Here is a 26,301-nt window from a genome sequence, read left to right as displayed (position 1 = left end):
ACCACGGTGGGCATAGATCGTCGGGCGTTGGCTTTGTAGGACCTCCACAACCGGCCCTCGCCGCCGACTTCCCGTTAGGTTGGGCGGTATGACCGTAGACGAGTCCTTCACCTCGCTCCCCTTGGGCGATCTCGCCGAGGCGGCCCTGTCCCGGGCCCGCGACCTGGGCGCCGAGCACGCCGACTTCCGCGTCGAGACCGTCCGATCCCAGAACATCAACCTGCGCGACGGCAAGGTCGACGGCGTCAGCGACTCCTCCGACAGCGGCTTGAGCGTGCGTGTCGTGTACGACGGTACCTGGGGATTCGCCGCCGGCGTGGCGCTGACCGCTGAAACCGCCGCGGCGCTGGCCGAGCAGGCCGTCGAGGTGGCCAGGGTGTCCAAGCCGGTGAACTCCGAGCCGGTGGTGCTGGCGCCGGAGCCGCCGCACGGCGAGCAGGTCTGGGTCTCCAGCTACGAGGTCAACCCCTTCGACGTCCCGGACACCGAGAAGATCGGCCACTTCCAGCGCTGGTCCGAGCGGCTGCTCGCAGCGGACGGCGTGGCGCACGTGGACGCCGAGTTCCAGGCCGTCCAGGAGTGCAAGTACTTCGCCGACCTGGCCGGCAACCGCCTCACCCAGCAGCGGGTCCGGACCGAGGGCGCGCTGACCGCGGTCGCCGTCGACGAGGAGACCGGCGCGTTCGAGACCATGCGCACCGTCGCCCCGCCGGTCGGGCGCGGCTGGGAGTTCTTCACCGGCAACGAGGTCCACGACTGGGACGCCGAGCTCGACGCGCTCCCGGGCCTGCTGCGGGACAAGCTCGCCGCGCCGTCGGTGGAGCCCGGCGAGTACGACCTCGTCATCGACCCCTCGAACCTGTGGCTGACCATCCACGAGTCCATCGGCCACGCCACCGAGCTGGACCGCGCGCTCGGCTACGAGGCCGCCTACGCCGGCACCTCCTTCGCCACGCTCGACAAACTCGGCACCCTGAGATACGGCTCCCCCGTGATGAACGTCACCGGCGACCGGGTGTCCGAGCACGGCCTGGGCACCGTCGGGTTCGACGACGAGGGCGTGCGGACGCAGCAGTGGGACATCGTCAAGGACGGCGTCCTGGCCGGCTACCAGCTCGACCGGCGCATCGCGCAGCTCAAGGGCCTGAACGGCGGCCGCTCCAACGGCTGCGCCTTCGCCGACTCCGCCGCGCACGTCCCGATCCAGCGCATGGCCAACGTCTCGCTCCAGCCCGCCCCGGACGGCCCCACCGCCCAGGAGCTGATCTCGCGCGTACGGCGCGGGCTGTACATCATCGGTGACAAATCATGGTCTATTGATATGCAAAGGTACAATTTTCAATTCACCGGGCAGCGCGCCTTCCTGATCGAGGACGGCGAGCTCAAGGGCCAGGTGAAGGACTTCGCCTATCAGGCCACGACCACCGACTTCTGGGGCGCCATGGAGGCGGTCGGCGGCCCGCAGACCTACGTCGTCGGCGGCTCGTTCCAGTGCGGCAAGGGGCAGCCCGGGCAGGTCGCGCCGGTCAGCCACGGCGCGCCGACCGCGCTGTTCCGCGGCATCCGCATCCTCAACACGGTCCAGGAGGCCGGTCAGTGAGCACTGTGTTCTCTCAGTCGAGGCAAGCCACTCCGCAGCAGCTGGTCGAGAAGGCCCTGGAGCTCTCCCGCGCGGACGGCGCCCTGGTGCTCGTGGACACCGCGACCGACGCCAACCTGCGCTGGGCCAACAACACCCTGACCACCAACGGTGTCACGGCCGGCCAGCAGGTCACGGTCATCTCGACGAAGAACGGCGGGACCGGCGCGGCCTCGGCCGCGGTCGGCGTGGTCGGCCGCTCGGGCGTGGACCTGTCCACCGTCGAGGACCTGGTCCGGGCCAGCGAGAAGGCCGCCGAGGAGTCCGGGCCCGCCGACGACGCCGCCGAGCTGGTCCCCGGCCGGGTGTCGGCGGACTGGGACGAGGCGCCGGCCCGGACCGACATCTCGGTGTTCTCCGCGTTCGCCCCGGCGCTCGGCGACACCCTCGCGGCCGCACGCGCCGAGGGCAACCTGCTGTTCGGCTACGCCGAGCACAGCATGAGCACGCAGTATCTGGGTTCTTCGACCGGCCTGCGGCTGCGGCACGCGCAGCCGACCGGCTCGGTGCAGCTGAACGCCAAGTCCGGCGACCGGTCCCGCTCGGCTTGGGCCGGCGTGCCGACCGCGGACTTCTCCGACGTGGACGTCGTGGCCGTCGGTCGGGATTTGGCGCAGCGTCTGGAATGGGCCAAGCGCAGGATCGACCTGCCGGCCGGCCGCTACGAGACGATCCTGCCGCCGAGCTCGGTCGCCGACCTGATGATCTACGCCTACTGGGCCGGCGCGCTGCGCGACGCCCTCGACGGCCGCTCGGTGTACAGCAAGAGCGGCGGCGGGTCCAGGCTCGGAGAGAGCGTGGCGGGCTCCTCGGCGATCAAGGCGACGCTACGCAGCGACCCGAACGCGCCGGGGCTGGAGTGCGCTCCTTACGCGGCGGCGTACTCCTCCAACGCCTCGGAGTCGGTGTTCGACAACGGCCTCCCCCTCGGCCCGACCTCGTGGATCAAGGACGGCCGCCTCTCCTCGCTGGTCAGCACGCGGCAGACCGCGGCGGCGGCGCAGCTGCCGACGACTCCGTTCATCGACAACCTGATCCTGGACGCGGCGCCCGGCGGGACCGGTCCGACGCTGGGCGCCATGACCGGGGCCACCGGCGACGGCCTGCTACTGACCAGCATGTGGTACATCCGCGAGGTGGACCCGCAGACGCTGCTGCTGACCGGGCTGACCCGGGACGGCGTCTACAAGGTCGAGGGCGGCGAGGTGGTCGGCGAGGTGAACAACTTCCGGTTCAACGAGTCGCCGGTATCGCTGCTCTCGCGGATCGCCGAGGCCGGGCGGACCGAGCGGACGTTCTCCCGGGAGTGGGGCGAGTACTTCAACCGGACCGCGATGCCGGCGCTGCGGATCCCGGACTTCAACATGTCCTCGGTGAGCCCGGCCTCGTAGTCCGCGCCGCACAGCCCGGCCGCACTATCAGGACCCCGCCGAAACGATGTCGGCGGGGTCCTGTCATGGGCCGGGACGGCGGGCGTAGCCTGGGAGTATGCGGATCGGGCGGGACAAGAGCGGACATCGGCAGGACGTCGTACACGGGATCACCGACGCCCCCAAGCCGCTCAGCCAGGACATCCGGTCCCGGGAGTCGAAGTACTTGATGGCGATGGGGATAAGGATCGCGGCGTTCCTGCTGATCGTGATCCTGCCGATCGCCTGGCCGTGGAAGATCGGGCTGGCGGTGCTGGCGCTGGTGCTGCCGTACGTCGCGGTGGTGTACGCCAACGGCGGACGCGAGCCGGAGCCGGGTGCGGACTCCCCGTTCACGCACGCCGAGCGGCAGGCGCTACTGCCCGGACAAAGCGGTCGGAACGCGGCGTCGGACCGCCCCGGAGACCCCCGAGACAACGATGGCTCGGCACCGGAGGAGCCCATCGTCGGGCGGATCGTCGGCGACGACGACTGAGCCCGCCGCTGGTCGAGCGGCGTGCCCGCCCCGGTTGGCGAAAAGTAAGGGGCCCATTCCCTTAGCGGGTCTACGCATGTCATACTTCTTACCTGCGCCCTGAACCCCCGTCGGGGCGCCACTTGCGGCGTCGAGCGGCTCCCCCCGTGGCCGTTCGACGCCGCGTCTCTCTTCCCGGCGAAGCTGTTCTACAGTGGCTTTGTGACCTCGGAAGACTCCTCCACGACCGCCGTCTGCTCGGCAAAAGGCTGCCGCACGCGAGCGGTCTGGAGCGTGGTGTGGAACAACCCCAAGCTGCACACCCCGGAGCGGCGGAAAGTGTGGCTGGCCTGCGAGGAGCACCGGCAGCACCTGGCGGACTTCCTGGACCTCCGGGGCTTCCTCATCGAGGTGGAGCCCTTCACGCCCGGCGCGCCGCAGGACTGAGAAAGCACCCGCCGCTCTTGGCGGAAAACAGCGGATGCCTCAAGTTCCTCAGCACGGAGCGATCAGCTCATCAGACTATTGAGTTCCGGATACGGCAGCCCGCCCTCGACCGTCGTGTAGGTGCCGCTTTTGGCCAGTTCCTCGGCGGCGCGGCGGACCAGCCCATAGGCCGCCTCGGCCACGGCGGCGCCCAGGCTGACCCGCGCCACCCCGAGCGCGGCGAGCTCCGCGACCGTCGGCGCCCCGGGGCCGACCATCACGTTCAGCGGCGCTTCGATGCCCTTGACCAGCTCAGCGATGGTCTCCGGGGCGGCCACCCCGGGTACGAAGATCCCGCTGGCCCCGGCGGCCAGGTAGCGCTCGGCCCGCGTCAGCGTCTCGCCGAGGCGGTCCTCGGCGGCGCCGAGCCCGAACAGGAACACGTCGATCCGGGCGTTGATGAACAGCGGGATGCCTGCGTTGTCCGCAGCCCGGCGCGCCGCGGTGATCCGCGCGGCGAGCTCGGCCGGATCGCGCGGCCCGTCCTCGATGTTGACCCCCACCGCACCGGCCCCGATCACCTGCGCGACGGTCTCGGCCACCGCGTCCGCGTCCGGCCCGAAGCCGTCCTCGACGTCGGCGGTGACCGGCACCTCGACGGTGTCCACGACCCGCCGGATCAGCGCCACCGCGCGGTCCCGGTCGAGGTGGCCGCCGTCGGCCGAGCCGAGCCCCCACGCGACGCCGGCACTGGTGGTCGCCACCGCGGGCGCGCCGGTGGAGGCAACGATGCGGGCGCTGGCACCGTCCCACGCGTTGGCGAGGGCGAGCGGGGTGCCGGGGACGTGGAGGGCGTGGAACCGGGTGGCCTTGTCGTGCTGAGATGTCATGCCGACAGCGAATCAGACCGCGCCCACGGTCGCATCTGATTCGGCGGGAGGTGAATCCGTCGGGGCGGCGTGCGGTCGGCCGCGCCGAAAGTCGAGCGTTGTGCCGAGCGTCAGGCCGACCGCCCGCTCAGCCCCCGATAGCCGACATCGGCCGCTCAGGCTGCACGAACCCCGGCTCCCCGATCCCCGCCGCCCGCTTCTTCCCGAGCATCGCCACGCGCCAGCGCTGGGCCAGTTCCTCGTCGCTCGCGCCGTCGCGCAGCGCGCCGCGCAGGTCCGACTCCTCGCGGGCGAACAGGCAGGTGCGGACCTGGCCGTCGGCGGTCAGGCGGACCCGGTCGCAGGCGCCGCAGAACGGGCGGGTCACGCTGGCGATCACGCCGACCCGGCCCGGGCCGCCGTCCACCAGCCAGGTCTCCGCCGGGGCCGCGCCGCGGACCGCCGCGCCCTCGGGGGTCAGCTTGAACTCGGTCTCCAGGGCCGCCAGGATCTCGTCGGCCGTGACCATCTGCGCGCGGTCCCAGCCGTGCTGGGCGTCCAGCGGCATCTGCTCGATGAAGCGCAGCTCGTAGCCGCGCTCCAGGCACCACCTGAGCAGGGCCGGGGCCTCGGCGTCGTTGACGCCGCGCATCAGGACGCTGTTCACCTTCACCGGGGTCAGCCCGGCCTCGGCCGCCGCCTCCAGGCCGGCCACCACGTCGGCGAAGCGGTCGCGGCGGGTCAGCTCGCGGAAGACCGCCGGGTCCAGCGTGTCCAGCGAGACGTTCACCCGGTCCAGGCCGGCGTCCTTCAGCGTCGGGGCCAGGCGGGCCAGGCCGAGGGCGTTGGTGGTCAGCGAGATGCGGGGGCGCGGGCGCAGCTCCGCCACCTGCGCCACCAGGGTGGCCAGGCCCGGCCGGACCAGCGGTTCGCCGCCGGTGAAGCGCACCTGGTCCACGCCGAGCAGGTGGACCGCGATGCTGATCAGGCGCAGGATCTCCGCGTCCGTGAGCAGCTCCGCCTTGGGCAGCCAGGGCAGCCCCTCGGCGGGCATGCAGTAGGTGCACCGCAGGTTGCAGCGGTCGGTCAGGGACACCCGCAAGTCCGTCGCCGTTCTGCCGAACGTGTCGACCAGCATCGTGCCCCTCTTTCCGCCAAGCCTCGCCGAAGATCCCGCTTTACCTTCCCAGCTTCTCAGAACCCCCCGTTGTTCCCGTCCACAGTGCGAAGACTCGATGCGCAAGGGCATATCCGAGGTTGCTGAGGCTCGCTAGGCTGCATGGTGTTCCACCCTCAGGCAGAATCCCGCCACGCAGAGCCACCAAGGTCCGCCCGATACCGCAGCCGCCGCACACGTCGCGATCGCAGGTGATCCGCATGCCGGTTCAGCTCACGTCTCCACCCCAGCTCGCCCCCACGCCGCGGCCGGCTTCGCCGGCCCGCATCCCGACTCCCGGCGAGGTCGGGTTGTGCCGGATCCTGGCCGTCGCGGACGTCCTGCTCGGCGCGGTCGACGAGGTCGAGCTGGTGGACCGGCTGTTGCCGGTGCTGCGGCGCGCGGTCCCGGCCGACACCGTGCTGTGGCTGGCCTCCGACCGGCGGCATCCGGCGACCTGGCGCGCCGAGCCGGCCGGGTCGGTCAGCGCCGAGCAGGCCGCGCTGCTGGCCGCGCACACCGACGACCCGCTGCTGGCGGCGGCCTGGCACGGCCCCGGCACCGCGACCCGGCGCTCGGACCTGCAGACCGACCCGGAGTTCCACCGGCTCCCGGTGTTCTCCGCACTGTTCGCTCCGCTGGGCGCGCGGCGCCAGCTGGTGATGGCGGTACGGCCGGACGAGCAGCGGCGGGTGGTCGTGCTCTTCAACCGCGCCGCGCCCGACTTCACACCGCACGACGTGGCCGTCGCCGAGGCGGTCCGGCCGCGCATCGGCCGCGCGCTGGCCCCGTTCGGCGGTCCGGGCCCGCGGCGGGAGAAGGTGTCGCCGCGCGAGGCGGACGTGCTGGACCTGCTGTGCCGGGGGCTGACCGACCGGCAGATCGCCACGCGGTTGGGGATCAGCCCGCGGACCGTCGACAAGCATCTGGAGCACGCGTACGTGAAGCTCGGCGTCCGGTGCCGCGTGCAGGCCGCCACCCGCTGGCGGTCGTGACTCGGCGGTCGTGACTCAACCGAGACACCGCGGGCAGCAACGAAAAGCGCCCTTCGCACGTCTTTCCAGTCATGGAACAGCGCGATCACACGCCGCCGGAGCCGGGTGAGGACATCGGCCGCGCCGCGGCGGAGGCGGCGGCCCGGGCCGGCGAATACGAGAGCGGTCCCGCCTCCGGCGAACCGACCGGACGCCGGCCGAAGCGCTGGTTCATTGTCGGCGGCGTAGCGATCGCGGCGCTGGCCGTGGCCGGCACCACCGCGGCCCTCACCGGCGGCTCGCACTCCACCTCGCACGACACCGCGCTGAACGCCGCCGCGTCGAGCTCCACGCCCGGCCCGACGCCCGGGCAGACCTCCGCGCCGGACACCCCGAGCACCGACGGCACGACGAGCGGCTCCGCAACGGGCACCAGCACCCTGCCGCCGACATCCGACGCCAAGACCCCGTCGTCGTCCCCGAAGACCTCGCCGACCTCACCGACCTCGCCGACGTCGCCGAGCAAGAGCGCCGCCCCGCCGGCGAACGGCGAGAACGGCGACTGCGAGACCACAAGCCACGACACCGCCGCCGACGATGCGACGAAGTTCACCGGCATGACCCGCGGCACGCAGCAGGCGTTCCTGACCGCGCAGAAGGCCGCGCAGGCCACCGGCCTGACCTTCACGCTCAACTCCGGCTATCGCTCCGCTGCCTACCAGCAACGCATCTTCGACTGCTGGGTCAAGCAGCTGGGCTCCCCGCAGGCCGCCCGCCAGTACGCGCTCCCGCCGAGCGAGTCGGCCCACGTGCAGGGCTACGCGATGGACATCGCCCCGCCGTCCGCCGCCGCCTGGCTGGAGTCGACGGCCGGGAAGTACGGGCTGTGCCGCCGGTACCAGGACGAGACGTGGCACTTCGAGTACCAGCCCCGGTACAAGACGCAGGGGTGCCCGTCGCTGCTGCCGCATCCGTAGCAGAGCCGCTACTCCGCCTGAGGCAGCCGGGAGATCAGCTCGGCCAGCTGCCGGCTCTGTTCCGCGTGCTGGCTGCGCAGCGCCGCGAATTCCTCGGTCAGCACGTGCAGCATCTCGCGCGACTGACAGTCCGCCTCGTAGTCGTGCTCCGCCAGCTCACTGGACACCTGGTCCGAGCGCTTGGCGGCGATCAGCAGGATCGCGCCCTGCAGCGCCGCCACGCAGGAGAGCACCAGGTTGAGCAGGATGAACGGGTACGCGTCGAAGGTGTGTCCGGTCGACTTGTCCAGGACGATGTTGAGCGTCATCCAGACGGCCAGGAACACCAACGAGACGAAGACGAACATCCACGAGCCCATGCCGTTGCGCATCTTGTCCGCGGCACGCTCGCCCCGGGTGAGCTGATCGCCGGTGCGGACGCCGGGGTGCCGGCGCCAGCTCCCCGGCGCTATGTGCTTCACGGCGGACTTCATGGAGGACTTCAGCTGGGCTTGTGCGGTCATGCGAGCGAGTGTCGCAGAGCGAAGTCACAGATTTGTCGCTGACCTTGGAACTCTTTACCAACTCGGTCGGCCGGGTCCGTGAGAGTCCCGTGAGCAGGGCGTACGGGGAGCGGCGCCGGCGAGGAGTCAGCGACCGTTCCGCTGCGCCGCGAGCAGGTCGCGGATCTCCGCCAGCAGCTCCTTCTCGGTCGCCGTGGCCTGCTCCGGGATCCCCAGGCGGGCCTTGCGCCGCTCGTTGATGCGGTTGATCGGCATGACGATGAGGAAGTACACCGCGGCGGCGACGCTCACGAAGGTGATGACGTTGGTCAGCAGGTCGCCGTACGCGAACTCCGACTTGTTGATCGTCACCTTCAGCTTCGTGTAGTCCTGCTTGCCGAAGATCGCCGTGATCAACGGCATGATGATGTCCTTGACCAGCGAGTTGACGATGGCGCTGAACGCACCGCCCATGACCACGGCGACCGCGAGGTCGACGACGTTGCCACGCATCAGGAACTTCTTGAAGCCGGAGAACAAGATCGGGAGCCTTCCACGAGGGGGGGTCGGCGGCCGCACGACGGGGCCGCCGCTTCGGGGGGAGGCTAAAGCGTACCGAACGCGATCAAGGGGCTGGTACGGATGAGTCACATGTTATCTGACCCGACAGGATTGAATCCGGCGAAACTGACCGATTATGACGACGCGCTCTGATACAGCGCCTGCACGGCCGAGCCGAAGTAGGCGCTGTAGGAGATGTCCGGAGTGTCGCCACCCTGCTGGTAGCCGCCTATCACGCCGATGACAGTCCCCTTCTCCCCGCTGGAGTCCACCTTCGTCAGGAACGGCGCGCCGGAGGTGCCGTCCGGATAGCCGCGGCAGTCCCACTCGGTCTGCGTCGCGCTGTACTTCTTCGCCGGCGCCACGCACGTGATCGGGGTGTCCGAGCCCTGCGGGTAGGCCGGGACCGTGACCGGCATCCCGAAGCCCTGGTCGAAGGCGATCTGGTCGGCCCCGGTCACCGACTCCAGCGAGGCGCCGCTGGAGTTCGGCGCCACCTGCAGGAACGCCACGTCCTCGTCCGGGTCGTTGGAGCTCTGCCAGTTCTGGGAGACCACGACCTTGGTGACGGTCCAGGAGCCGTAGGGCAGCTGGCCGTCGTGGAAGCCGGGCGCGAACGCGATGTCCGATTTGGGACCGTCGCTGTACACGCAGTGCGCTGCGGTGATGACCAGGTTCCCGGCGGAGCTGTGCACCACGGAGGCGCTGCAGAAGTGGCTGGAAACGCCGGAACTCGGCTGGTACAGGACCCCTGCCACCGCGGTGCCGCCGAACGGCTTCCCGCTCGGCGAGCTCGACGACTCGTCCGTGCTGTCGACCGTGGAGCCGGGCCCGGCGGCCGCGGCCGCCGCGGCCTTGGTCGTCGAGGTGCCGGTGGTCGGCTCGGGGGTGACGCTGCCGGGCTGGGCCGTGCTGGTCACGCTGGTCACCGCCGCTGCCGCCGGTGGCACGGCCGCGGCCGCGGCGGCACCGGCGTCGGTGGTCGTCGAGGTCGAGGGACTGCTGGTCGCGGCCGCCGGCGAAGGCGCGGACTCCACGGCCCCTTCGGCGGTCGCCGCCCCGGCCGACTCCGGCGTGCTGAACGCGGTGCCGAGCATCCCAGCGATCACCACGATCCCGGCCGCTCCGGCGGCCAGGGCCGCGCGGCGGGCTCGGGCACGCTTGCGGGCCTGGGCGCGCCGGCGCATGCGCGCGACCCGCGACAGCCGGTCGGGAACCTCCATCGGCGTCACCCTCCGCTCACCTCCGACCCGTCCGCCGGCCGAGCGGCCGTTCCGGTGTCACTCTGCCGCCCGGCGTGTAAGCCACAGATATAGATCACCATGAAAGCGCAGCGGTCGCCGCGTCCCAGCTCCGGTCCGACCAATGAACCTCCAGCACCTGAGCAAGTGATGAAGGACTGCCCGGACTGCGCCGAACGTGAAGCGATCCGCCGACCGAGTGACGGTGGCGGATCGCCGTGTGCCGTGTGCCGTGTTCCACGAGATCACGTATGCCCAGCGACTTCCTCCTTAAGCGGAGACGTCGTGCAGGTACCGGTCAGGTCAGCCACCCGCAGCCTCACCACACCCGGATCACGCTGTCGGTGCCGAAGGTCGGCGAGGTGGCGTCCGAGGGCGCCTGCTTCAGCGGCTCGTCGATCTCCGCGGTGGTCGGGCCCACCACAGCGGCGATCGGGTCGAGCCCGGCGAGGTCGAACCCGTAGACCCGCGCCGCGTTGCCGCCGAGGATCGCGGTGATCTCCGCGTGCGGCAGGCCGGCGAAGGAGTTGCGCAGCGCCTCGCGCGAGTACGGGAAAGTGCCCTCGTCGTGCGGGTAGTCGCCGCCCCACATCAGCTTCTCCAGACCGATGGCGTGCCGCAGCGGCACCTCGTCGGGCCGCATGAAGGAGGCGCCGAGGTAGAAGTTCCGCTTCCAGTACTCGCTCGGCGCCAGGCCTACCGCCTCGGCGATCCCGGCGCCGAACCGGCTCTCGGCGGTGACCGCGCCGGCGTCGTCCATCGCCGAGCTCATGCGGCGCACCAGCGCCCGGTGGTAGTAGTCGAGCATCTCCAGGACGCCCGGCACCCAGCCGGAGCCCTGTTCGGTGAGCACGAACTTCAGGCGCGGGTGCCGTTTGAAGGCGCCGCCGTAGATCAGGTGCCACAGCGCGCGGTGCGCGAACCAGGTGATCTCCATCATGAACACCGCGCGCGCCGCCGGCTCCTGGCCGATCTCCGGGGACGCCGAGCCGGCGTGGTGGTTGATCGGCATGTCGAGCTCTTCGCAGACCGCCCACAGCGGTTCGTACACGTCCGAGTACAGCTGCGGGACCGACGTCCCCGGCGGGGTGCCGGGCAGCAGGACGCCGCCGAACAGGCCGTGCTCGCGGGCCCAGCGGACCTCGGCGACCGCGTCGTCCATGTCGCCGAGCAGGACCTGGCAGGTGCCGGCGCGGCGGCCGGGGGTCCGGGAGCAGAAGTCGGCCATCCAGCGGTTGTGGGCGCGCAGGCCGGCCCAGCGGAGTTCGTACTCTTCGGCGCTCGGCTGCTGCGCGCCGAGCGACATGCTCGGGTAGAAGGGCGGGATGGTGTTGGGGAACAGCACCTCGGCGACGATGCCGTCGCGCTCCAGGTCGGCCTGGCGGCGCGCGGAGTCCCAGTTGCGCTCTGCGTCACCGTGCAGGAGGTCTTCGTAGGGGTTCACGTACGTCGCGGCCCACGCGTCGAACTCGTCGTGGTACCTCGACTCCAGATACGGCCGGTAGTCCAGCAGGTCGGCGCCGGCGTGGCCGTCGGCGGAGATGACGGTGTACCGCGCTGCGCCATCGGTGTTCCCGGTCATCACGACACCTCCGGTCCGACGCCGTCGGTGTGGTGCCCGCCGAGGGTGGCGCCGTAGCCGATGACCGGGAAGTCGTGCCCGGTCAGCCAGTGCCGGCCGACCTCGCGCGCCGCCGCCCAGCCGGCCGCCTCCCCGCCGCTCTGACCGAGATCGCTGGGCCGCAGGTTGATCCGCTCGGCGACCGGCGCCAGCTTGTCGACGTCGAACCCGTACACCTCGGCGGCGGCCAGGCCGATCATCCGCCGGGTCTCGTCGACCGGGATGTCGTGGAACGTGGTCCTGAGCCACTTGCGAGTGTTCGGCCAGGTCCCCTCCGGATGCGGGAAGTCGTTGCCCCACAGCATGTTGTCGACGCCGATCTCGTACCGGTGCGCGAGCTCGCGGCGCTTGGTGTTCGAGGCGCCGATGAAGCAGTTGCGGTCGAAGTACTCGCTCGGCGGCCGCTTCACCTCCTCGAACGGCGTGAGCTTGGCGGCGGCGTGCGCGCCGAGGAAGAGCCGGTCCATGAACCAGAGCAGGTTCGGCGCCCACCAGCAGCCGGCCTCGGTGACGCTGAACAGCAGATGCGGGAAGCGCTCGAACACCCCGGACCAGATCAGGAACCAGATCGGCCGGGCCGGCCACCAGGTCACTTCGGAGACGTAGATGCCCAGGTGGTCGCCGTACTCGTCGCGCGGCGCCACGCCGGAGTGGGTCGCGACCGGCATCTGGAGCTCTTCGCAGGCCGCCCAGACCGGGTCGTAGCGGCGGTCGTGGTACGGCGCCTTGTCCTCCCACATCGCCGGGATCATCACCGCCCCGAGCCCGGAGTCCTTGGCCCGGCGGATCTCGGCGACCGCGGCGTCCACGTCGCCGGTGATCGGCACCAGCGCCACGCCGCGGCGCCGCTCCGGCGAGTGCGCGCACAGCTCGGCCAGCCAGCGGTTGTGCGCGCGGGCGCCGACCAGCGCCAGCTCCTGGTCCAGGCCGCCGGAGAAGGTCAGGCCGACGCCGAAGGGTGCGGCGGTGGTGGACTCGACAGCATCGGCGTCGGGAAAAATCACTTCGGCGGTCACGCCGTCGGCGTCGAGCTCCTTGTCGCGCTGCGCGGAGTCCCAGCCGCCGCGCAGACCTTCTTCGTGTTCCTCGAACCAGTTCCGGGCGAACTCGGGGTTGCGGACGCCGAGCTTGGTCGCGGCCTCGACGCGGGCGGCCTGTTCGGCGAGGAAGTCGTCGAAGGCCGGGTGGTACTTGGCCTCGATGTAGGTGCGGTACTCCTCGGTCGGCAGGCCGGCGTGGCAGTCGGAGGAGATGACGACGTAGGGGCTGTTGTCGAGCTCTGGCATGGCTTTCTCCTCAGTCCAGGATGAACTCTTCGAGGTATCCCGGGTTCGCGCGCTCCAGCATCGATTGCGAGCGCCGCCGGATCATGTCGTCGGAACTGCCGCCCTTCGGCAGGATCCAGAAGCTCCCGGTCCGGATCCCCTCCAGCGCGTGTGCCGCGACCTCTTCGGGCTCCGTCATCTTCGCTTCCAGCCCGGCGTCCTTCATCGCCTGCTCCCAGCCTTCGAGGGTGGGATACGGGCTCTGCCGCGGCTTGGACTTCGCGTAGCGCTCGGGACGGTTGCGGTAGCTCTCCCAGAGGCCGGTGCGCACCATGTGCGGGCCGGGGAAGAGCACCGAGGCGCCGATCTTGGCGTCAGCCTGCTTCAGCTGCGCGTAGAGGGCCTCGGTCATGGTGACGATCGAGGCTTTCGTCACCGCGTAGACGCTGGCCGTGGGCAGCGGGGCGATGCCGCCGTCCGGGGAGCTGGTGTTGACGACGTGGCCGGGGCTGTCCTGGGCGATCATGCGCGGTAGGAAGGCCTGGATCCCGTGGAAGACGCCCCAGACGTTGACCGCGAAGGCCCACTGCCAGTCGGTGCGCTCGTGCTGCCACATCGGGCCCTCGGCGCCGGAGCCGACACCGGCGTTGTTGCAGAGGACGTCGACGCTGGGGAAGGTGGCGAAAGCCTTGTCGGCCAACGCTTCCACCGATTCCGGCAGCGAGACGTCGGTGACCACGCCGAGTGCCCGCGCGCCCTGGGCCGCTTGCTGACCCACCTCGGCGACGGCCTTGTCGAGCGCGGGCTCCTCGACGTCGGCGAGCACCACGTTCATGCCTTCGGCCGCGAACAGCCGGGCCATCGCCAGGCCGATGCCGCTGGCCGCGCCGGTGACGACCGCGGTCTTGCCGGGCAGGTCAGCCAGCATCGGGAGCCTCCACGGAGTCATGGATCTGCGCCGGGTCGTCGTAGCGCTGGTGCACGTAGGGCAGGATCTCCTTCGGATCCAGCCGCGCCACGACCTCGCCGCGCTGGTCGGAGGTCTTCTCGCCGAAGGTGATCTCGACCAGCCGGAGCACCGGGAGGTCGGCGATCGGGTCGAGTGCGGACTCGCGGAGGATGACCTCCCCCTCGACCGCGTTCAGGGCTCGGGTCTTCTCGTTCCGGACGCAGCGCACGAGCAGCGGGTCGGCGTCGAAGCCGGAGCCGTCCACCGCCGGCAGGAACTTGAGATACCAGTCGACCTTGACGTAGGGCGCCGGGGGTTCCAGGGCGCCGGTGATCCGGCCACGGATCTCGGCGAAGGTGACGCTGTGCCGGGTGACCGTGCCGGCCACCTGCTCGCCGTCCCGGTCCACCACGACCTCGGCCAGCTTCTTCGGTTCGCCGAACACCTCGCGGCCGCCGATCAGCGAGCGCTCGGTGGTCATCGGCATGACCAGGCTGTACCAGCCTTCTTCGTCGCCGTGCGCGCAGGCCACGGAGATGGCCGCGGCACCGAGCGGCGTTCCGAAGATGTCGACCTGGTTGATCGTGGCGCGCACGTACGGTTTGGCGGTCGGCTTCAGGGGCGGGGGCAGCACCTGCGCCAGGGCGTCGGGGTCGGTCTCCCAGACGGCGTGCACTCCGGTGGACCACAGGTCGGGCAGTTTCGAGGCGGATTCGCGGGCCGCGGCGACGGCTTCGAGGTCGCGGGGGCCGTAGCGCACTCTGGGCATATCTGACTCCTCGTCATAAGCCTTCTGTAACACCGTTACACCCGTGCGCGTGAAGGGTAAAGAGCCATCGGTGGCGAGAGGATGGCACCGTGACCGGTCGAAGCCAGGGGACGGCGAAGCCGAGCCGCGCGCCGGCGGTGACCCGGCGTGCCGTGCTGGACGCCGCGACGCGCCTGGTCGAGCAGCAGGGCGTGGCTGGGCTATCGATGCGCAAGCTCGCGGCCGAGCTGGGGGTCGCGGTCACGTCGATCTACTGGCACGTCGGCAACCGCGAGGCGCTGCTCGACGAACTGGTGCAGGAGATGGTGCACGGCCTGGACACGCTGCCGGCGCACGGCACGACGCCGACGGCGCGCGTGCTGTCGCTCGCGGTGGAGCTGCGCCGGGTGCTGCGGGACCATCCGCACCTGATCGGGCTGGTCAACGAGCGCGGGCTGACTCCGGCGATGTTCCTGCCCTCGCAGCGGGCCCTGATCGCCGAGATCTCGGCCGCCGGGCTGCGTGGCGCGCGGGCCGCCGAGGCGGTGCGCGCCGTGCAGTACCACGTGATCGGGTTCATCCTCGTCGAACGGCACACCGACCGCTCGCCGGAGCAGCGTCCGTCGGCCGAGGAGCTGTGGCAGGCGGAGCCGGCCCCGGACGCGGACCTGGCCGGTGCGCTGGCCACGCCGGTGGACGCCGACCGGCTGTTCGCGGTGGCGACCAAGGCGCTGGTGCGGTCGCTGCTCGCGGATCAGGCGCTTACGGATCAGCCGCTCACGGATCAGTAGCTGCTCGCGGGTCAGTAGCCTGCGATCGGCGTCCCGCCTACCTTGGTCGGCATGACAGTCGAGGAGATCGTCGGTCCGGCCACACGCATGGTGTTCTACTCGCCGATGAGCGAGGAGCGCGCGAACCGCATCGCCGCGGACCTGGCAGCCACCGAGCCGGCGACGGTCGCCGACTACGCGTGCGGCTGGGGTGAGCTGCTGCTGCGGGTCCTGGCGCTGGCGCCGGCGGCGCGGGGCTACGGCGTGGACCTGTCCGGGCGGGAACTCGCGCGCGCTCGCGCCAACGCCGCGGCGCGCGGGCTCGGGGACCGGGTGGAGTTCGTCGAGGGACCGGCGCGGGAGAACGCGCGGCCGGCGGACGTGGTGATCAGCAGCGGGGCGTGGCAGGCGCTCGGCAGGAACGTGACGCGGGCGCTGGAAACCTTGCGTCCGTTGGTGAATCCCGGCGGACGGCTGTTCTTCGGCGTCGAGCACTGGGAGACGGTGCCGCCGCCGGAGCGGCTGGCCGAGATGTGGCCCGGGACCACCGCCGGAAGCTATGAGCTGCTGGCGGATCTGGCCGACCACGCCGTCGCGGCCGGGTTCCGTCCGCTGCGCATCGAGTCTTCGACCCGCGCGGAGTGGGACGACTACGAATCGCTGGAGACGATGGACGCCGAGGAGTGGCTGCTGGCCAATCCGGACCATCCAGACGCCGCGGCGGTTCGTGACGAACTAGACAGCAAGCGGAGCATCTGGCTGCGCGGACACCGCGATTACTTCGGATTCGCCATGCTCACACTGGGTGTTCCCGGGTAGTACAGGCCTTGACCGAGCACTGATGCCCTCAAAGCATTGTCGCTTTCGGGCTGACGCGAGCCCGGCGATCGCATAACGTTCTGCCGTGTCTTCACCGCTCCTTGAGTACCCGAGGGGCCCTCGCCTGTCCCTGCGCGAGTTCCGCCCCGACGACCTTCTGGCCTGGCAGCGCATAGCCGGCGATCCACGGGTCGCCGCGCACACCCCGTGGCCTGCCCTGGCGACCCCGGACACCACCGGCGCGTGGCTGTCCGAGACCGCGCGCATGGCGCAGCTCCAGCCCCGCCGTAGCTTCTACCTGGCGGTCGAGCAGTACGGGGACCTGATCGGCTCGGCGACGCTGGACATCCTCAGCTTCCCGCACCGCCAGGGCGAGATCGGCGTCTACCTCCGCCCCGACCGCTGGGCCGAGGGCCTGGGAACGGAGGCCTCGCGCCTCCTGCTGGAGCTGGCGTTCTCCCGCCTGGAACTGCACCGCGTGCAGACCACCGTGGACCCGCGCAACACCGCGGGGATGCGGGTGGCGGAGCACGTGAAGATGCGGCCGGAAGGCGTGCTGCTGGACCGCTTCCTGGTCGCCGGCCATTGGCAGGACCGGGCGATGTACGCCATCACCATGCCCGAGTGGCGCGGCGGCGGCCGCGGCGGGGCGCACGCTGCTGGGGCCGCTGGTGCGGCGGGAGATGCCGGGGCGGCTGAAGCTGCGTCCGGCGTTCCGGCTGAGGCTGCGGCTCCCGGCGAGGCTGCGGACGCCGTCGAGGGCTTCGACGCCTTCAGCAAGCCCGCAGCCGGCGGCGGCGTTGGAGGCGCGCCGACGCCGACGACCGTCTCGTTCGAGGGCGGCCCCGAGGAGCCGGTGCTGGGCGTGCCGACTCCGCCGGAGTCCGAGGAACAGCAGCACGCCGACGCCGAACAGGAGGCCCGGGAGAAGTTCGCCGACGGCGCCTTCGACGACGAGGAGAGCGAGCCGCAGGTGCTGACGGCGCAGATCGTCATGGAGCAGATCGAGGTCGTGCACATACTGCCCCGGGAGCCATAGGCGGCAGCCGGAGCCGGAGCAGGCGGATCAGGCTTCTGCGACGTTGGTCCGCACGGCACCCGGCTCCGCGGCGGCGGGAAGGGAGTCGCAGCACTCAGGGACATCCCCGCAGTTTCCGATTCCTAATACAGGAGTCTGATACACCGCTAACCTGACCTACCGTGATGGCAGGCAGTGGCTGGCATGGCAGTGCGAAGCCGTCGATCCCGGCGGCGGCGAGACGTACAGCCACGAGGACGGTGGCCTTTCTCCGCCGCAGGACGTCGCGCGTCCTGGAGCTTCCCGGCACCAGCATCAAGGACCTCGAAGCCGAGATCCACCGGCAGGCCAAGGCCGCCGACTTCGCTGATGTGCTGTCTGCGGAACAAACGAAGAAGGTGCAGGACGCGGTAGAGGCCGGCACGCTCAACATCTTCGCCGAGGAATCGGCCCGCGACAGCATCCACAGCCTGGTCCAGGCGAGCCCGCTCCTGATCGCCCTGCAGTACGCCGCGACGGCCGGTCTGGCCGTCATCGGCTTCACCACGCCGTTCGCCGACATGCGCCACGACCGCTTCAGCACCGCGGGATTCGAGATCATCCTCGCGGCGCTTCTGGTCAGGGGTCTCAATCAGCTCAGATTCCGGGTTCGGACGATGCACCACCCCGCGCTGTTCGCGACCGTCATCGGCGGGCTGACTGTGCTGCGGCACATCTCGTTATCCTCGGACCTGACGTCGGCGGACATCCGGCTCCCAGCGTGGGCCGACGGGAAGGCGACGGAAGTCGTCAACTGGTACCACGTGGCTCACAGCGCGACCGGACTGGTCCAACTGGTCTCGCTGTGGCTGCTGGCCGTCGTCACGCCGCGCACGCTACTCATGATGATGCACAGAAAACACGGCTTGGGCGCGTCGCGGGAAGACGAGGCGTCGAGCCTGTTCCTGCTCGGGCTGGTCGACATCGCGGTCACCTTCCGGCGCGAGCGGGACCAGCCTCGGGAGACGACCCGCGCCGGCCGGCCGCTGCGCGAGCTGAAGGTCGCCGACATCCGCACGAGGAAACGAACAGCCATTTCCCGCTACCTGTGCGTCCTCGCCAAATTCGCGCGCACCGCGTGGACCCGATCCATCAGGAACAGTCATCAGGGCACCCGCCGGGACGCCGCCTTCCTCGGCAGCGGGGTCTCAGCGGAACTGTTGCGAATACAGAAATGTATCGCAATGGGCGATATCACAGCGGACGACGGGTACCGGAAGTTCGCCAAGGCCGCCGGCACATTCGTCGACGGCCCCTGGAGCGACCTGATGATCAAGGGGCACACGCGCCGCGCGGCCGTCCCCGCGTGGCTGTGGAGGACGGTCCGTCAGGCGGTGTCGGTCCTGATCGCGGTTGCCGCCATGGTCGTGTGCACGGAGCACTACCTTCCGGTCAAGCAGCCGTACTCGGGCGCCATCGTGTCGCTGAGCTTCGGCTACATCGTCGTCAAACTCCTCGTGGTCGTCGACCCGGAGTTCAAGACGAACCTCGACATCACCAACAAGGTGATCGACAGCCTGCGCCCCAGCAAGCCGAAGTAGGCACCCGCCCGCATGGCCTAGCGACCGACTACCGCCCGACGACCCCGGGTAGGCCGCTCTCGGCGGGAGAGGCCGCCACGTCCTGTCACCGTGACCCGGGAGTCGGAAATGGCCGTGTGTGAGGTTTGTGGCAACGACTACTACATGTCGTTCGACGTCGTCGCCGCCGGCGTGAAGCACACCTTCGACTCGTTCGAGTGCGCGATTCACCGGATGGCGCCGACGTGTGAGCACTGCCGGTGCCGGATCGTCGGGCACGGGGTGGAGGCGGACGGCAAGTTCTACTGCTGTGCGCACTGCGCGAAGTCGGCCGGGGCGAACGGGATCGCCGACCACGTCGACCACGCGTCGCACCCCGGGCACCTGATCGCCGCCGGCGGGGGTGCGTGACCGCGCCTAGCGCGGGCCGATTTTGACGCCGGGGAGCCGGTCAGCGCTCGTCGGCGTCGGCGTTGGCGTTGGCGTCGGGTGAGCCGGCGTCGAGTGAGTCAGCGCCTTCCTTCGGCTTCGCCGTGCCGAAGTCCTCGGCGGTCATGAGATCCGTCTCGTGCGCCCACTGGGCCCAGCCCGCCAACGCTTCGTTTATCCGGATCCCCGCCTCCAGCGCGATCCGCATCGCCCGCGTCTGCGCGCTCGTGCCCCAGTCGCCGCGGTCCTTGGTCTCGGCGTAGCCGCGTAGGGCCGCCGCGGTCTCGGCGAAGAACGCCTGCTCGGATGCCAGATGCGTCTTCAGGTCCTCGGGGTCCATCAGCCAGAAGAAGTACGCGCGGAACAGCGTCTCCATCCGGAACGTGTGGTCCACCTCCACCTCGGCGAGCCAGCGGCGCACCTCGGCCAGGCCCTCGTCGGTGATGCGGTACGCCTTGCGCCGGCGCGGGCCGGTGCTCTCCACCTCGATCAGGCCCGCGGTCTCCAGGCGTGCCAGCTCCGAGTAGATCTGCGGGTGCTGCGCCGGCCACACCGAGCCGAGGGCCTCGGAGAAGCGGCGGGCGAGGTCGTAGCCGCTGGCCGGGCCTTCGGCGAGCAGGCCGAGCAGGCCGTGGCGCAGCGACATCGGCGGGGTCCTCCTGGCGGATCGGTGGCAGTCGGCGGCTGACTGTCCATCTTGACACATCGGCGCGGACATGTAGACGATGACATGTACAGGCAGACATGTTGAGTAAGACGTATGGGGAGGACTGTCATGGACGGCGAGCAGAAGCGCGCGGTGTTGTTGACCGGCGCAGGCGGCGGCGTGGGACGTGCTGCGACACAGGCGCTGGTCGAGCGCGGGTTCCGCGTCTACGCGACGGTGCGCGAATCGGGCGGGGAGTTTCTGGAGCACCCTGATGTCCGGACCTTCCGGCTGGACGTCACCGATCCCGCCAGCGTGGCCGACGCCGTGACCCACGTCCGGGCCGACGGCTGCACCGCGCTGCACGGCATCGTCAACAACGCCGGCATCATCGTGCAGGGCCCGCTGGAACTGGTCACCGCGCAGGACCTGCGGCATCAGTTCGACGTCAACGTCTTCGGCGCTGTCGCGGTCACCCAGGCGTTCCTGCCACTGCTGCGCGCCGGCCGCGGACGGCTGGTCAACATCACCGCCGCCACGGCGCGGGTCGCAGGGCCCTTCTTCGGGCCGATTTCGGCGAGCAAGGCGGCGCTGCAGTCGCTGTCCGACGCCCAGCGCCTGGAGCTCGCGCACTGGGGCCTGCCAGTGGTCGTGGTCGAGCCGGGCTTCATAGACACCACGATCTTCACCAAGGCGGCGCAGGCCACGGCGAAGGCGAAGGCCGCCCTGACACCTGCCGAACGGGCCCTCTACGAGGCGCAGCTTCAGGCCGTGGACGGTGCGCTGGCCAAGTCCAAGGCCGCCTCGCCGACGATCGTGGCCGATGCCGTGATCAGGGCACTGACCGCGCGCAAGCCCAAGCCGCGCTACACCGTCGGACCCGACACGCGCATGCTCGGGCTACTGGCGCGGCTGCCGCTGCGGACGCGGGATCGGCTGCTGGCGGGAGTCATGGGCCTGAACAAGGTCCCCGCGGCGCAATAGGCGCGAACGCCGAACGCCACGCCACGCCACGCAAACAGCGCACCGGGCCCGGCTAGACCCGCCGCGCCGCCACCCCCAGCCGCCGTCCCGCCTCCGCCAGCCGCCCCGGCGTCAGCCCGGCGTAGCCGAGCACCAGCCCGGGCGGCCCCGGCGCGAACCGCATCGGCGCCAGCGGCTGGACGCGCACGCCCTGCGCGTCCGCCGCTGCGGCGAGCGCGTCCTCGTCGCTGCCCGGCGGCAGGTCCACCAGCACGTGCAGGCCCGCTGCCACGCCGCGCACCTTCCACTCCGGCAGTTCCGCGGCCAGGGACGTCACCAGCGCGTCGCGGCGGGTCCGGTAGCGGCGGCGGACGGTGCGCAGGTGGCGGTCGTAGGCGCCGGTGGCGATCAGGTGCGCCATCGCCAGGTGGTCCAGGACCGAGCCGCCGAGGTCGCTGTGCAGGCGGATGTCTCGGATCCGGTCCGCCAGCGGCTGCGGGGCCACGGCCCAGCCGAGGCGGAGCGCGGGGGCCAGGGACTTGCTCGTCGTCCCCAGGTACAGCACGCGGTCCGGGGCCATGCCCTGCAGGCAGCCGACCGGGTCGCGGTCGTAGCGGAACTCGGCGTCGTAGTCGTCCTCGATGACCAGGCCGTCGGCGGCGCGGGCCCAGGCGATCAGCTCCGCGCGGCGGGCCGGGGCCAGGACCACGCCGGTCGGGTACTGGTGCGCCGGGCCGGCGAAGACGACCGTCGCGGAGGTCCGCCGCAGCTCCGCGACGACCAGGCCCGCCTCGTCCACCGGGACTCCGACCAGCGTCATCCCCGAGGCGGCCAGCAGCCGGCGCGGACGGTCCGCCGACGGGTCCTCGACCGCCAGCACCCGGTGTCCGAGCTCGTGCAGGGCCTGGAGGCCGAGCGCGAGACCCTGGGCCGAGCCGTTGATGGCGACCACGCGCTCGGGCGTGGCATCGGCGGCGCGCACCCGCCGCAGGTAGGCCGCGATCTCCTCGCGGAAGCGCAGCACGCCGCCGGGATCGCCGTAGCCGAGGCCGGCGTGCGGCAGGTCGCTGAGCACCCGGCGCTGCGCCGCGACCCACGCCGTGCGTGGGAACGCCCCGAGGTCCGGCCGCCCCGGCGTCAGGTCGAACTCCGGCTCCGCCTCGGCCGCGTCCTGCGGCGCCGCGGCCCGCTCCCCCACCGCGTGCCCGGCCGCGACCCACGTCCCGGCGCCGGTGCGGCTGAGCAGGTACCCCTCCGCGACCAGCTGCTGGTACGCCTCGACCACCAGCCCGCGCGACAACCGCAGCTCCGCCGCCAGCTGCCGACTCGGCGGCAGGACCGTGCCGCCGGCGATGCGGCCCGCGCGGATGCCGTCGCGCAGGCCGACGACCAGCTGCTCGACCAGGCGGCCGGCGGTGCGGTCGACGGTCACCAGGATCTCGGCCACCGGATTGGTCCCCTTTTCGCGCCGCCGATTGGTTCTTACTCGCAGACCAATCCGATCCTAGCCTCGCAGCATGTCCACGATCACAGGTGAGGTGGGTGCGGGGAGCGGCACCGGCGCCCAAGCCCAAGCTCCGGCCCCGGCGCGCCCCGCCACCGCCACCACCGGCAGCACTCAATCCCCGGCGCGGCGCCCCCGCCCCGCCACCCGCCACGTCCTCCAAGGCGCCCTGGCCATGTCAGTCCTCGGAGCCTCCACCGCGGTCAGCGCCCACCTCACCCGCTACCCGGTCCTCGGCGGCCAGGCCCTGCGCTACACCCTCGCCGCCGCGGTCTTCGCCGTCATCGTGCGCCGCGGCGGCCCGCCCCGCCCGCGGCCGACCGCCCGCGAGTGGCTTCAGCTGACCCTGCTGTCGGCGACCGGCCTGGTCCTGTTCAACGTGTTCGTCCTGGCCGCGCTCCAGCACACCGACGCCGCCACGCTCGGCAGCGTCGTGGCGTGCTCGCCGCTGGTGCTGGCGCTCGCCGGGCCGCTGGTCACCAAGGGCGGCCACGGCCACCGGCTGCGCAAGGGGCCGGCGATCGGCGCGGCGGGGCTGGTGGTCGCCGGGAGCGCGATGGTCCAGGGCTTCGGGCCGGGCAGCGCGGCCGGGATCGTGTTCGCCGTCCTGACGCTGGCCTGCGAGGCGCTGTTCTCGCTGCTGGCGGTGCCGCTGCTGCCGAAGTTCGGCGAGCTGCGGGTCTCGGCCTACGTCACCGTCATCGCCGTCCCGACGCTGCTGGTCGCGAGTCTGGCCACCGACGGCACCGCGATGCTGCGGGTGCCCACGCTCACCGAGACCGCCGCGCTGCTGTACCTCGCGCTCCCGCTGACCGTCGGCGCGTTCCTGCTCTGGTACCGCTCGCTCAACGGCCTCGGGCCGCAGCGCGCCGGCCTGCTGATCGGCACGGTGCCGGTCGCGGCCTGCGCCGCCAGCGCCGCGCTCGGCGTGGGGACGCCGGGGATCGCGCAGCTGGCGGGGGTGGCGGTCGTGGTGGCGGGGATCGTCGTCGGATTGGCGAAGAGTTGAGGCCGGAAGGTGAGTGCGACCTGCCTCCGGCACGCTTGGGGACGTCGGGTAGCGTCAGGCTGTGTCTCGGTACCGTTTCGTCTTCTCCTGGCGCTGGATCCGCCTTCATGTCCTGATCTGGCTGATCCTCATCCCCTCCTTCATCGGCCTGGGGATGTGGCAGCGAAGCCGCTACCACGAGCGCACCGCGGAGAACGCCGTCATCAGGACCGCGATGAACGCCCCGCCGGTGCCGATCGAGGACACCGACGCGGTGGGCGCCCCGGTGCCGCAGAAGGCCCGCTGGAAGCAGCTCACGCTGGTCGGGACCTTCGACACCGCGCACCAGTTCCTGGCCCGCAACCACCAGGAGAACGGCAACCCGGGCTTCTGGGTGATCACCCCGATGACGCTCGCGGACGGCACGTCCGTCCTGGTCAACCGGGGCTGGATCCCGACCGTCGACTCCGATGAGCAGCAGTCGCCGGCGATCCCGGCGCCGCCGGCCGGCACGGTCACCGTCACCGGACGGCTGCAGCAGTCCGAGACCAAGGGCAACACCGGCATCCGGGACGTCACCTCGGGCCTGCCGGCCGGGCAGATCAGCCTGATCAACACCGACGCGCTGGCCGCCAAGACCGGGCTCCAGCTGCGCGGCGGGTACGCCGAGGTGATCACCTCCAAGCCGGCTGACTCCGCGACGAATTCCGCAGGGGTACAGATCACGCCGGTGGACGCACCGTCGCTGGACGAGGGCCCGTATTTGTCCTACTGGTTCCAGTGGTGGCTGTTCTGTGTGATCGCGGCCGGAGGCTGGGTGACGATCATCCGGCGCGAGGCCCAGCACCGGGACCGGGAGGCCGCCGAGGCGGCTGAAGAGGACGACTACGACGACTACGACGAGGACGCCGGGGACGCCGAGGAAGAAGACGAGGAGGCGGAAGACGCCGACGCGCCCGCCGCCCCCGCTACCGCGCCAGCGCCCTGAGGACGTCCGCCAGCTCCTGCGTCGGCTCGAACCGGATCCCGTCCTCGGCCCGGCGCGAGCCCTGCCGGTACAGCACTCCGTCCCGCCACCAGAACAGCTGATCGCTCACCGGGCCCGGCCCGGTCTCGTACTGCCGCCGCGCCAGGCGCAGCATGCCCTCGGCGGCGGCCACCGCCTCCGGTCCGCGCACCGGGTGCGCCGCGAACAGTCCGCGGTTCGGTATCACCACCAGCGCGCCGTTGCTGTCGACGGACACGTAGTCGGGGAGCCAGAAGGAGTGCGTCGGCGCGTAGCCGGAGCCGCCGCGCACCACCGTGATGCTGACGCCCTCCGCCTCCAGCAGCCGGGTCTCCAGCAGGCCCTCGCGGCGCACGTTCTCCCGCGCCGTCCGGTACGCCTCGCGCGCGGTCACTTTCCAGCGCGCCAGATCCCCGTACGCGACCGGGCCCTCCTCGGGCCGGTACCAGCGCACGCCGGCGCCCAGCGGGTCGCGCAGCGGCGAGGGCGGGACCAGCTCCAGGACCTCCACCAGGCCGTCGGCGCAGAACCGGTGCTCTATCCCGGCCAGCGCCGCGGAGTCGGCGTCGTCGCCGCCGAACAGCCGGGCCCGGATCCGGCCGCGGACCGAGGCCCACTCCGAGTCGTGGTCGCCGGTGAGGGACACCGAACTGGCGTAGAACCCTGAGGGGTCCACGCGGGTCAGCACCAGTTCCTCGACCATCTCCGGCCAGTCGGCCTTCTCGGCCACCTCCATCCGGCGCTTGAGGGCGGCCAGCGGCCAGCGGCCGCGGTGCGGGCCGTAGACCTCGATCAGCCCCTCCTCCACGATCGACCACGCGCAGCCGCGACGGCGCAGCTCCACGTCGAGCAGGCCGACCATCGCCACCGCCACCGGGTCCCCTTCCGGCCAGCTCCTACGAGCCTCGGCGGCGTGGCGTCCGTTCGTTCCCACCTGCGGATCCCCCCAAGAGAGAGTCGTCGTACCGGATTGCGAAGCAGCCCCCGGCTACCCGCGATCGCTCCCCGCACTCAATATTTTGACGAAAGCCCGGGCTCTTCGGTTGCCGAACCGTACCGATCTAGTCCCCACCTAGTCCTTTCGGCGTATAAGCGCCAGGTATCCCTTCAGGTCTCTCATCGAGTGGACCATCGGACAGGGTAACGCCACGGGGCGCTTCCGTCTGCCTCCAATGGGTGACAAGCGACCCGAAAGCGTGACGTCTGCTGTTTCGACCGCGTTGGGCGATACGTGCCCCACAACGCGCCGCGCACTGAACCGCCGGATGTCCACAGCGCGGTGCTCCTGGGGGTTCCGGCCCCACGCCGCGACCCCGCCACCGCCCCCGGCGGCAACAACACGCTGACACGCCTGCGCCGCACCGCCCCCGAAGACCCGATGGTCACCGACCGCGCGTGGGAGCGCATCAGCGCCCTACTCCCCGAGCGCCCCCGCCGCCGCCGAAACCCGGGCCGCAAACCCCTGGACGACCGCGCGGTCCTGAACGGCATCCTGGTGGTCCTCGGCCGCCGCATCGGCTTCGAGAAGCTACCCCAGGAACTGGAGTACGGCAGCGGAATGACATGCTGGCGCCGCCTACGCGACTGGCAGCGAGCGGGCATCTGGACGGACATCGCCCAGGTCCTCCGCGAGGAGATCCCCGAAGCGCGCCGCATCGACTTCGACCGAGTGATCACCAACGGCGGCCCCGGCGCCGCAGAGGGCGAGACGCGAGTCGCGCGACGGCCGCGGTCGACGACGCTGATCCGGCAGCCCTCGCCGGTGGCGATGGAGTTCGGGTTCACGGCGCTGAGGAAGAGCCGGTAG

27 protein-coding genes are annotated in these 26,301 nt (G+C 71.3%); 15 read left to right on the top strand and 12 right to left on the bottom strand.

The genetic code is table 11. From position 1 onward, the window contains the following. The first annotated feature begins 88 nt into the window (after positions 1-88). The 4 genes from ABH935_RS11465 (at position 89) to ABH935_RS11450 (ending at position 3,970) form a co-directional block, all read left to right on the top strand. A complete protein-coding gene (locus ABH935_RS11465) occupies positions 89-1,600 on the top strand; it encodes a TldD/PmbA family protein (RefSeq protein WP_370377811.1) in 1,512 nt (503 codons plus the stop codon). Further along, a complete protein-coding gene (locus ABH935_RS11460; protein ID WP_370377810.1) occupies positions 1,597-3,030 on the top strand; it encodes a metallopeptidase TldD-related protein in 1,434 nt (477 codons plus the stop codon). Before ABH935_RS11465 ends, ABH935_RS11460 begins: the two co-directional genes overlap by 4 nt. 97 nt (positions 3,031-3,127) lie before the next feature. Further along, positions 3,128-3,544 carry a DUF3099 domain-containing protein gene (locus ABH935_RS11455; protein ID WP_370377809.1) on the top strand — a complete coding sequence of 139 codons (417 nt, stop codon included), beginning with the start codon at positions 3,128-3,130 and terminating at the stop codon, positions 3,542-3,544. Positions 3,545-3,745: 201 nt separating this feature from the next. Beyond that, entirely contained in the window at positions 3,746-3,970 is a 225-nt protein-coding gene (locus ABH935_RS11450) for a hypothetical protein (protein ID WP_370377808.1), read from the top strand. 62 nt (positions 3,971-4,032) lie between these two features. Here the strand turns inward: ABH935_RS11450 and ABH935_RS11445 are convergent, their stop codons facing one another. Both ABH935_RS11445 and moaA read right to left on the bottom strand, forming a co-directional pair. Further along, positions 4,033-4,839, bottom strand: coding sequence for an isocitrate lyase/phosphoenolpyruvate mutase family protein (locus ABH935_RS11445; protein WP_370377807.1), 807 nt, complete (start codon positions 4,837-4,839; stop codon positions 4,033-4,035). 127 nt (positions 4,840-4,966) lie between these two features. After that, entirely contained in the window at positions 4,967-5,956 is a 990-nt protein-coding gene (gene moaA, locus ABH935_RS11440; RefSeq protein WP_370377806.1) for a GTP 3',8-cyclase MoaA, read from the bottom strand. A gap of 239 nt (positions 5,957-6,195) precedes the next feature. Between moaA and ABH935_RS11435 the strand changes: the two genes are divergently transcribed. Together ABH935_RS11435 and ABH935_RS11430 are read left to right on the top strand one after the other, a co-directional pair. Continuing rightward, positions 6,196-6,969: a LuxR C-terminal-related transcriptional regulator gene (locus ABH935_RS11435; RefSeq protein ID WP_370377805.1), complete on the top strand. Its 774-nt coding sequence runs from the start codon at positions 6,196-6,198 to the stop codon at positions 6,967-6,969. A 71-nt stretch (positions 6,970-7,040) separates the two neighbouring features. Further along, the gene (locus ABH935_RS11430) at positions 7,041-7,925 is read left to right on the top strand and encodes a D-alanyl-D-alanine carboxypeptidase family protein (protein WP_370377804.1); all 885 of its coding nucleotides are present in this window, start codon (positions 7,041-7,043) and stop codon (positions 7,923-7,925) included. 8 nt (positions 7,926-7,933) lie between these two features. Here ABH935_RS11430 and ABH935_RS11425 read toward each other — a convergent pair whose 3' ends face one another. The 7 genes from ABH935_RS11425 to ABH935_RS11395 form a co-directional block, all read right to left on the bottom strand. Next, a complete protein-coding gene (locus ABH935_RS11425; RefSeq protein WP_370377803.1) occupies positions 7,934-8,428 on the bottom strand; it encodes a DUF1003 domain-containing protein in 495 nt (164 codons plus the stop codon). Positions 8,429-8,554: 126 nt separating this feature from the next. Then, positions 8,555-8,986 carry a large conductance mechanosensitive channel protein MscL gene (gene mscL / locus ABH935_RS11420; RefSeq protein WP_370377802.1) on the bottom strand — a complete coding sequence of 144 codons (432 nt, stop codon included), beginning with the start codon at positions 8,984-8,986 and terminating at the stop codon, positions 8,555-8,557. A gap of 116 nt (positions 8,987-9,102) precedes the next feature. Continuing rightward, positions 9,103-10,191 (bottom strand): serine protease, encoded by a 1,089-nt coding sequence (locus ABH935_RS11415; RefSeq protein WP_370377801.1) that lies wholly within the window; start codon positions 10,189-10,191, stop codon positions 9,103-9,105. A 337-nt stretch (positions 10,192-10,528) separates the two neighbouring features. Then, positions 10,529-11,791, bottom strand: coding sequence for an amidohydrolase family protein (locus ABH935_RS11410; protein WP_370377800.1), 1,263 nt, complete (start codon positions 11,789-11,791; stop codon positions 10,529-10,531). Then, positions 11,791-13,116 (bottom strand): amidohydrolase family protein, encoded by a 1,326-nt coding sequence (locus tag ABH935_RS11405; RefSeq protein WP_370377799.1) that lies wholly within the window; start codon positions 13,114-13,116, stop codon positions 11,791-11,793. The genes ABH935_RS11410 and ABH935_RS11405 overlap by 1 nt, the downstream gene beginning before the upstream one ends. A gap of 10 nt (positions 13,117-13,126) precedes the next feature. Beyond that, a complete protein-coding gene (locus tag ABH935_RS11400; protein WP_370377798.1) occupies positions 13,127-14,023 on the bottom strand; it encodes an SDR family NAD(P)-dependent oxidoreductase in 897 nt (298 codons plus the stop codon). Then, the gene (locus ABH935_RS11395) at positions 14,013-14,813 is read right to left on the bottom strand and encodes an acetoacetate decarboxylase family protein (protein WP_370377797.1); all 801 of its coding nucleotides are present in this window, start codon (positions 14,811-14,813) and stop codon (positions 14,013-14,015) included. Before ABH935_RS11395 ends, ABH935_RS11400 begins: the two co-directional genes overlap by 11 nt. An 89-nt stretch (positions 14,814-14,902) precedes the next feature. Here ABH935_RS11395 and ABH935_RS11390 point away from each other — a divergent pair, with 89 nt between their 5' ends. The 5 genes from ABH935_RS11390 (at position 14,903) to ABH935_RS11370 (ending at position 19,369) form a co-directional block, all read left to right on the top strand. Next, positions 14,903-15,583, top strand: coding sequence for a TetR/AcrR family transcriptional regulator (locus tag ABH935_RS11390; RefSeq protein ID WP_370377796.1), 681 nt, complete (start codon positions 14,903-14,905; stop codon positions 15,581-15,583). 51 nt (positions 15,584-15,634) lie between these two features. After that, complete coding sequence (locus ABH935_RS11385) at positions 15,635-16,381, top strand: cyclopropane-fatty-acyl-phospholipid synthase family protein (protein ID WP_370377795.1); 747 nt, start codon at positions 15,635-15,637, stop codon at positions 16,379-16,381. 85 nt (positions 16,382-16,466) lie between these two features. Next, the gene (locus tag ABH935_RS11380; protein WP_370377794.1) at positions 16,467-17,420 is read left to right on the top strand and encodes a GNAT family N-acetyltransferase; all 954 of its coding nucleotides are present in this window, start codon (positions 16,467-16,469) and stop codon (positions 17,418-17,420) included. A 239-nt stretch (positions 17,421-17,659) separates the two neighbouring features. Next, positions 17,660-18,979: a hypothetical protein gene (locus ABH935_RS11375; RefSeq protein ID WP_370377793.1), complete on the top strand. Its 1,320-nt coding sequence runs from the start codon at positions 17,660-17,662 to the stop codon at positions 18,977-18,979. Positions 18,980-19,087: 108 nt separating this feature from the next. Continuing rightward, a complete protein-coding gene (locus ABH935_RS11370) occupies positions 19,088-19,369 on the top strand; it encodes a hypothetical protein (protein WP_194916051.1) in 282 nt (93 codons plus the stop codon). 40 nt (positions 19,370-19,409) lie between these two features. On the opposite strand, the gene ABH935_RS11365 is transcribed toward ABH935_RS11370, so the two are convergent. Beyond that, positions 19,410-20,033, bottom strand: a complete 624-nt coding sequence (locus ABH935_RS11365) for a PadR family transcriptional regulator (RefSeq protein WP_370377792.1) — start codon at positions 20,031-20,033, stop codon at positions 19,410-19,412. A gap of 129 nt (positions 20,034-20,162) precedes the next feature. Here ABH935_RS11365 and ABH935_RS11360 point away from each other — a divergent pair, with 129 nt between their 5' ends. Beyond that, on the top strand, positions 20,163-21,017 hold the full coding sequence (locus ABH935_RS11360; protein WP_370377791.1) for an SDR family NAD(P)-dependent oxidoreductase: 855 nt from the start codon (positions 20,163-20,165) through the stop codon (positions 21,015-21,017). A gap of 52 nt (positions 21,018-21,069) precedes the next feature. Here the strand turns inward: ABH935_RS11360 and ABH935_RS11355 are convergent, their stop codons facing one another. Beyond that, on the bottom strand, positions 21,070-22,443 hold the full coding sequence (locus ABH935_RS11355) for a PLP-dependent aminotransferase family protein (RefSeq protein WP_370377790.1): 1,374 nt from the start codon (positions 22,441-22,443) through the stop codon (positions 21,070-21,072). Between the two features lie 70 nt (positions 22,444-22,513). On the opposite strand from ABH935_RS11355, the gene ABH935_RS11350 reads away from it, so the two are divergent. Together ABH935_RS11350 and ABH935_RS11345 are read left to right on the top strand one after the other, a co-directional pair. Beyond that, positions 22,514-23,509: a DMT family transporter gene (locus ABH935_RS11350; RefSeq protein ID WP_370377789.1), complete on the top strand. Its 996-nt coding sequence runs from the start codon at positions 22,514-22,516 to the stop codon at positions 23,507-23,509. A 61-nt stretch (positions 23,510-23,570) separates the two neighbouring features. Further along, positions 23,571-24,476, top strand: a complete 906-nt coding sequence (locus ABH935_RS11345; RefSeq protein WP_370377788.1) for an SURF1 family protein — start codon at positions 23,571-23,573, stop codon at positions 24,474-24,476. Here the strand turns inward: ABH935_RS11345 and ABH935_RS11340 are convergent. Further along, entirely contained in the window at positions 24,457-25,428 is a 972-nt protein-coding gene (locus ABH935_RS11340; protein ID WP_370377787.1) for a hypothetical protein, read from the bottom strand. The genes ABH935_RS11345 and ABH935_RS11340 overlap by 20 nt on opposite strands. Positions 25,429-25,725: 297 nt before the next feature. On the opposite strand from ABH935_RS11340, the gene ABH935_RS11335 reads away from it, so the two are divergent. Further along, complete coding sequence (locus ABH935_RS11335; protein WP_370377786.1) at positions 25,726-26,301, top strand: transposase; 576 nt, start codon at positions 25,726-25,728, stop codon at positions 26,299-26,301.

This window comes from Catenulispora sp. GAS73, from assembly GCF_041262085.1.
Lineage (GTDB): Bacteria > Actinomycetota > Actinomycetes > Streptomycetales > Catenulisporaceae > Catenulispora.
Note: the sequence above shows the minus strand (reverse complement) of the source record. Positions and strands in the feature narration are given on the sequence as shown.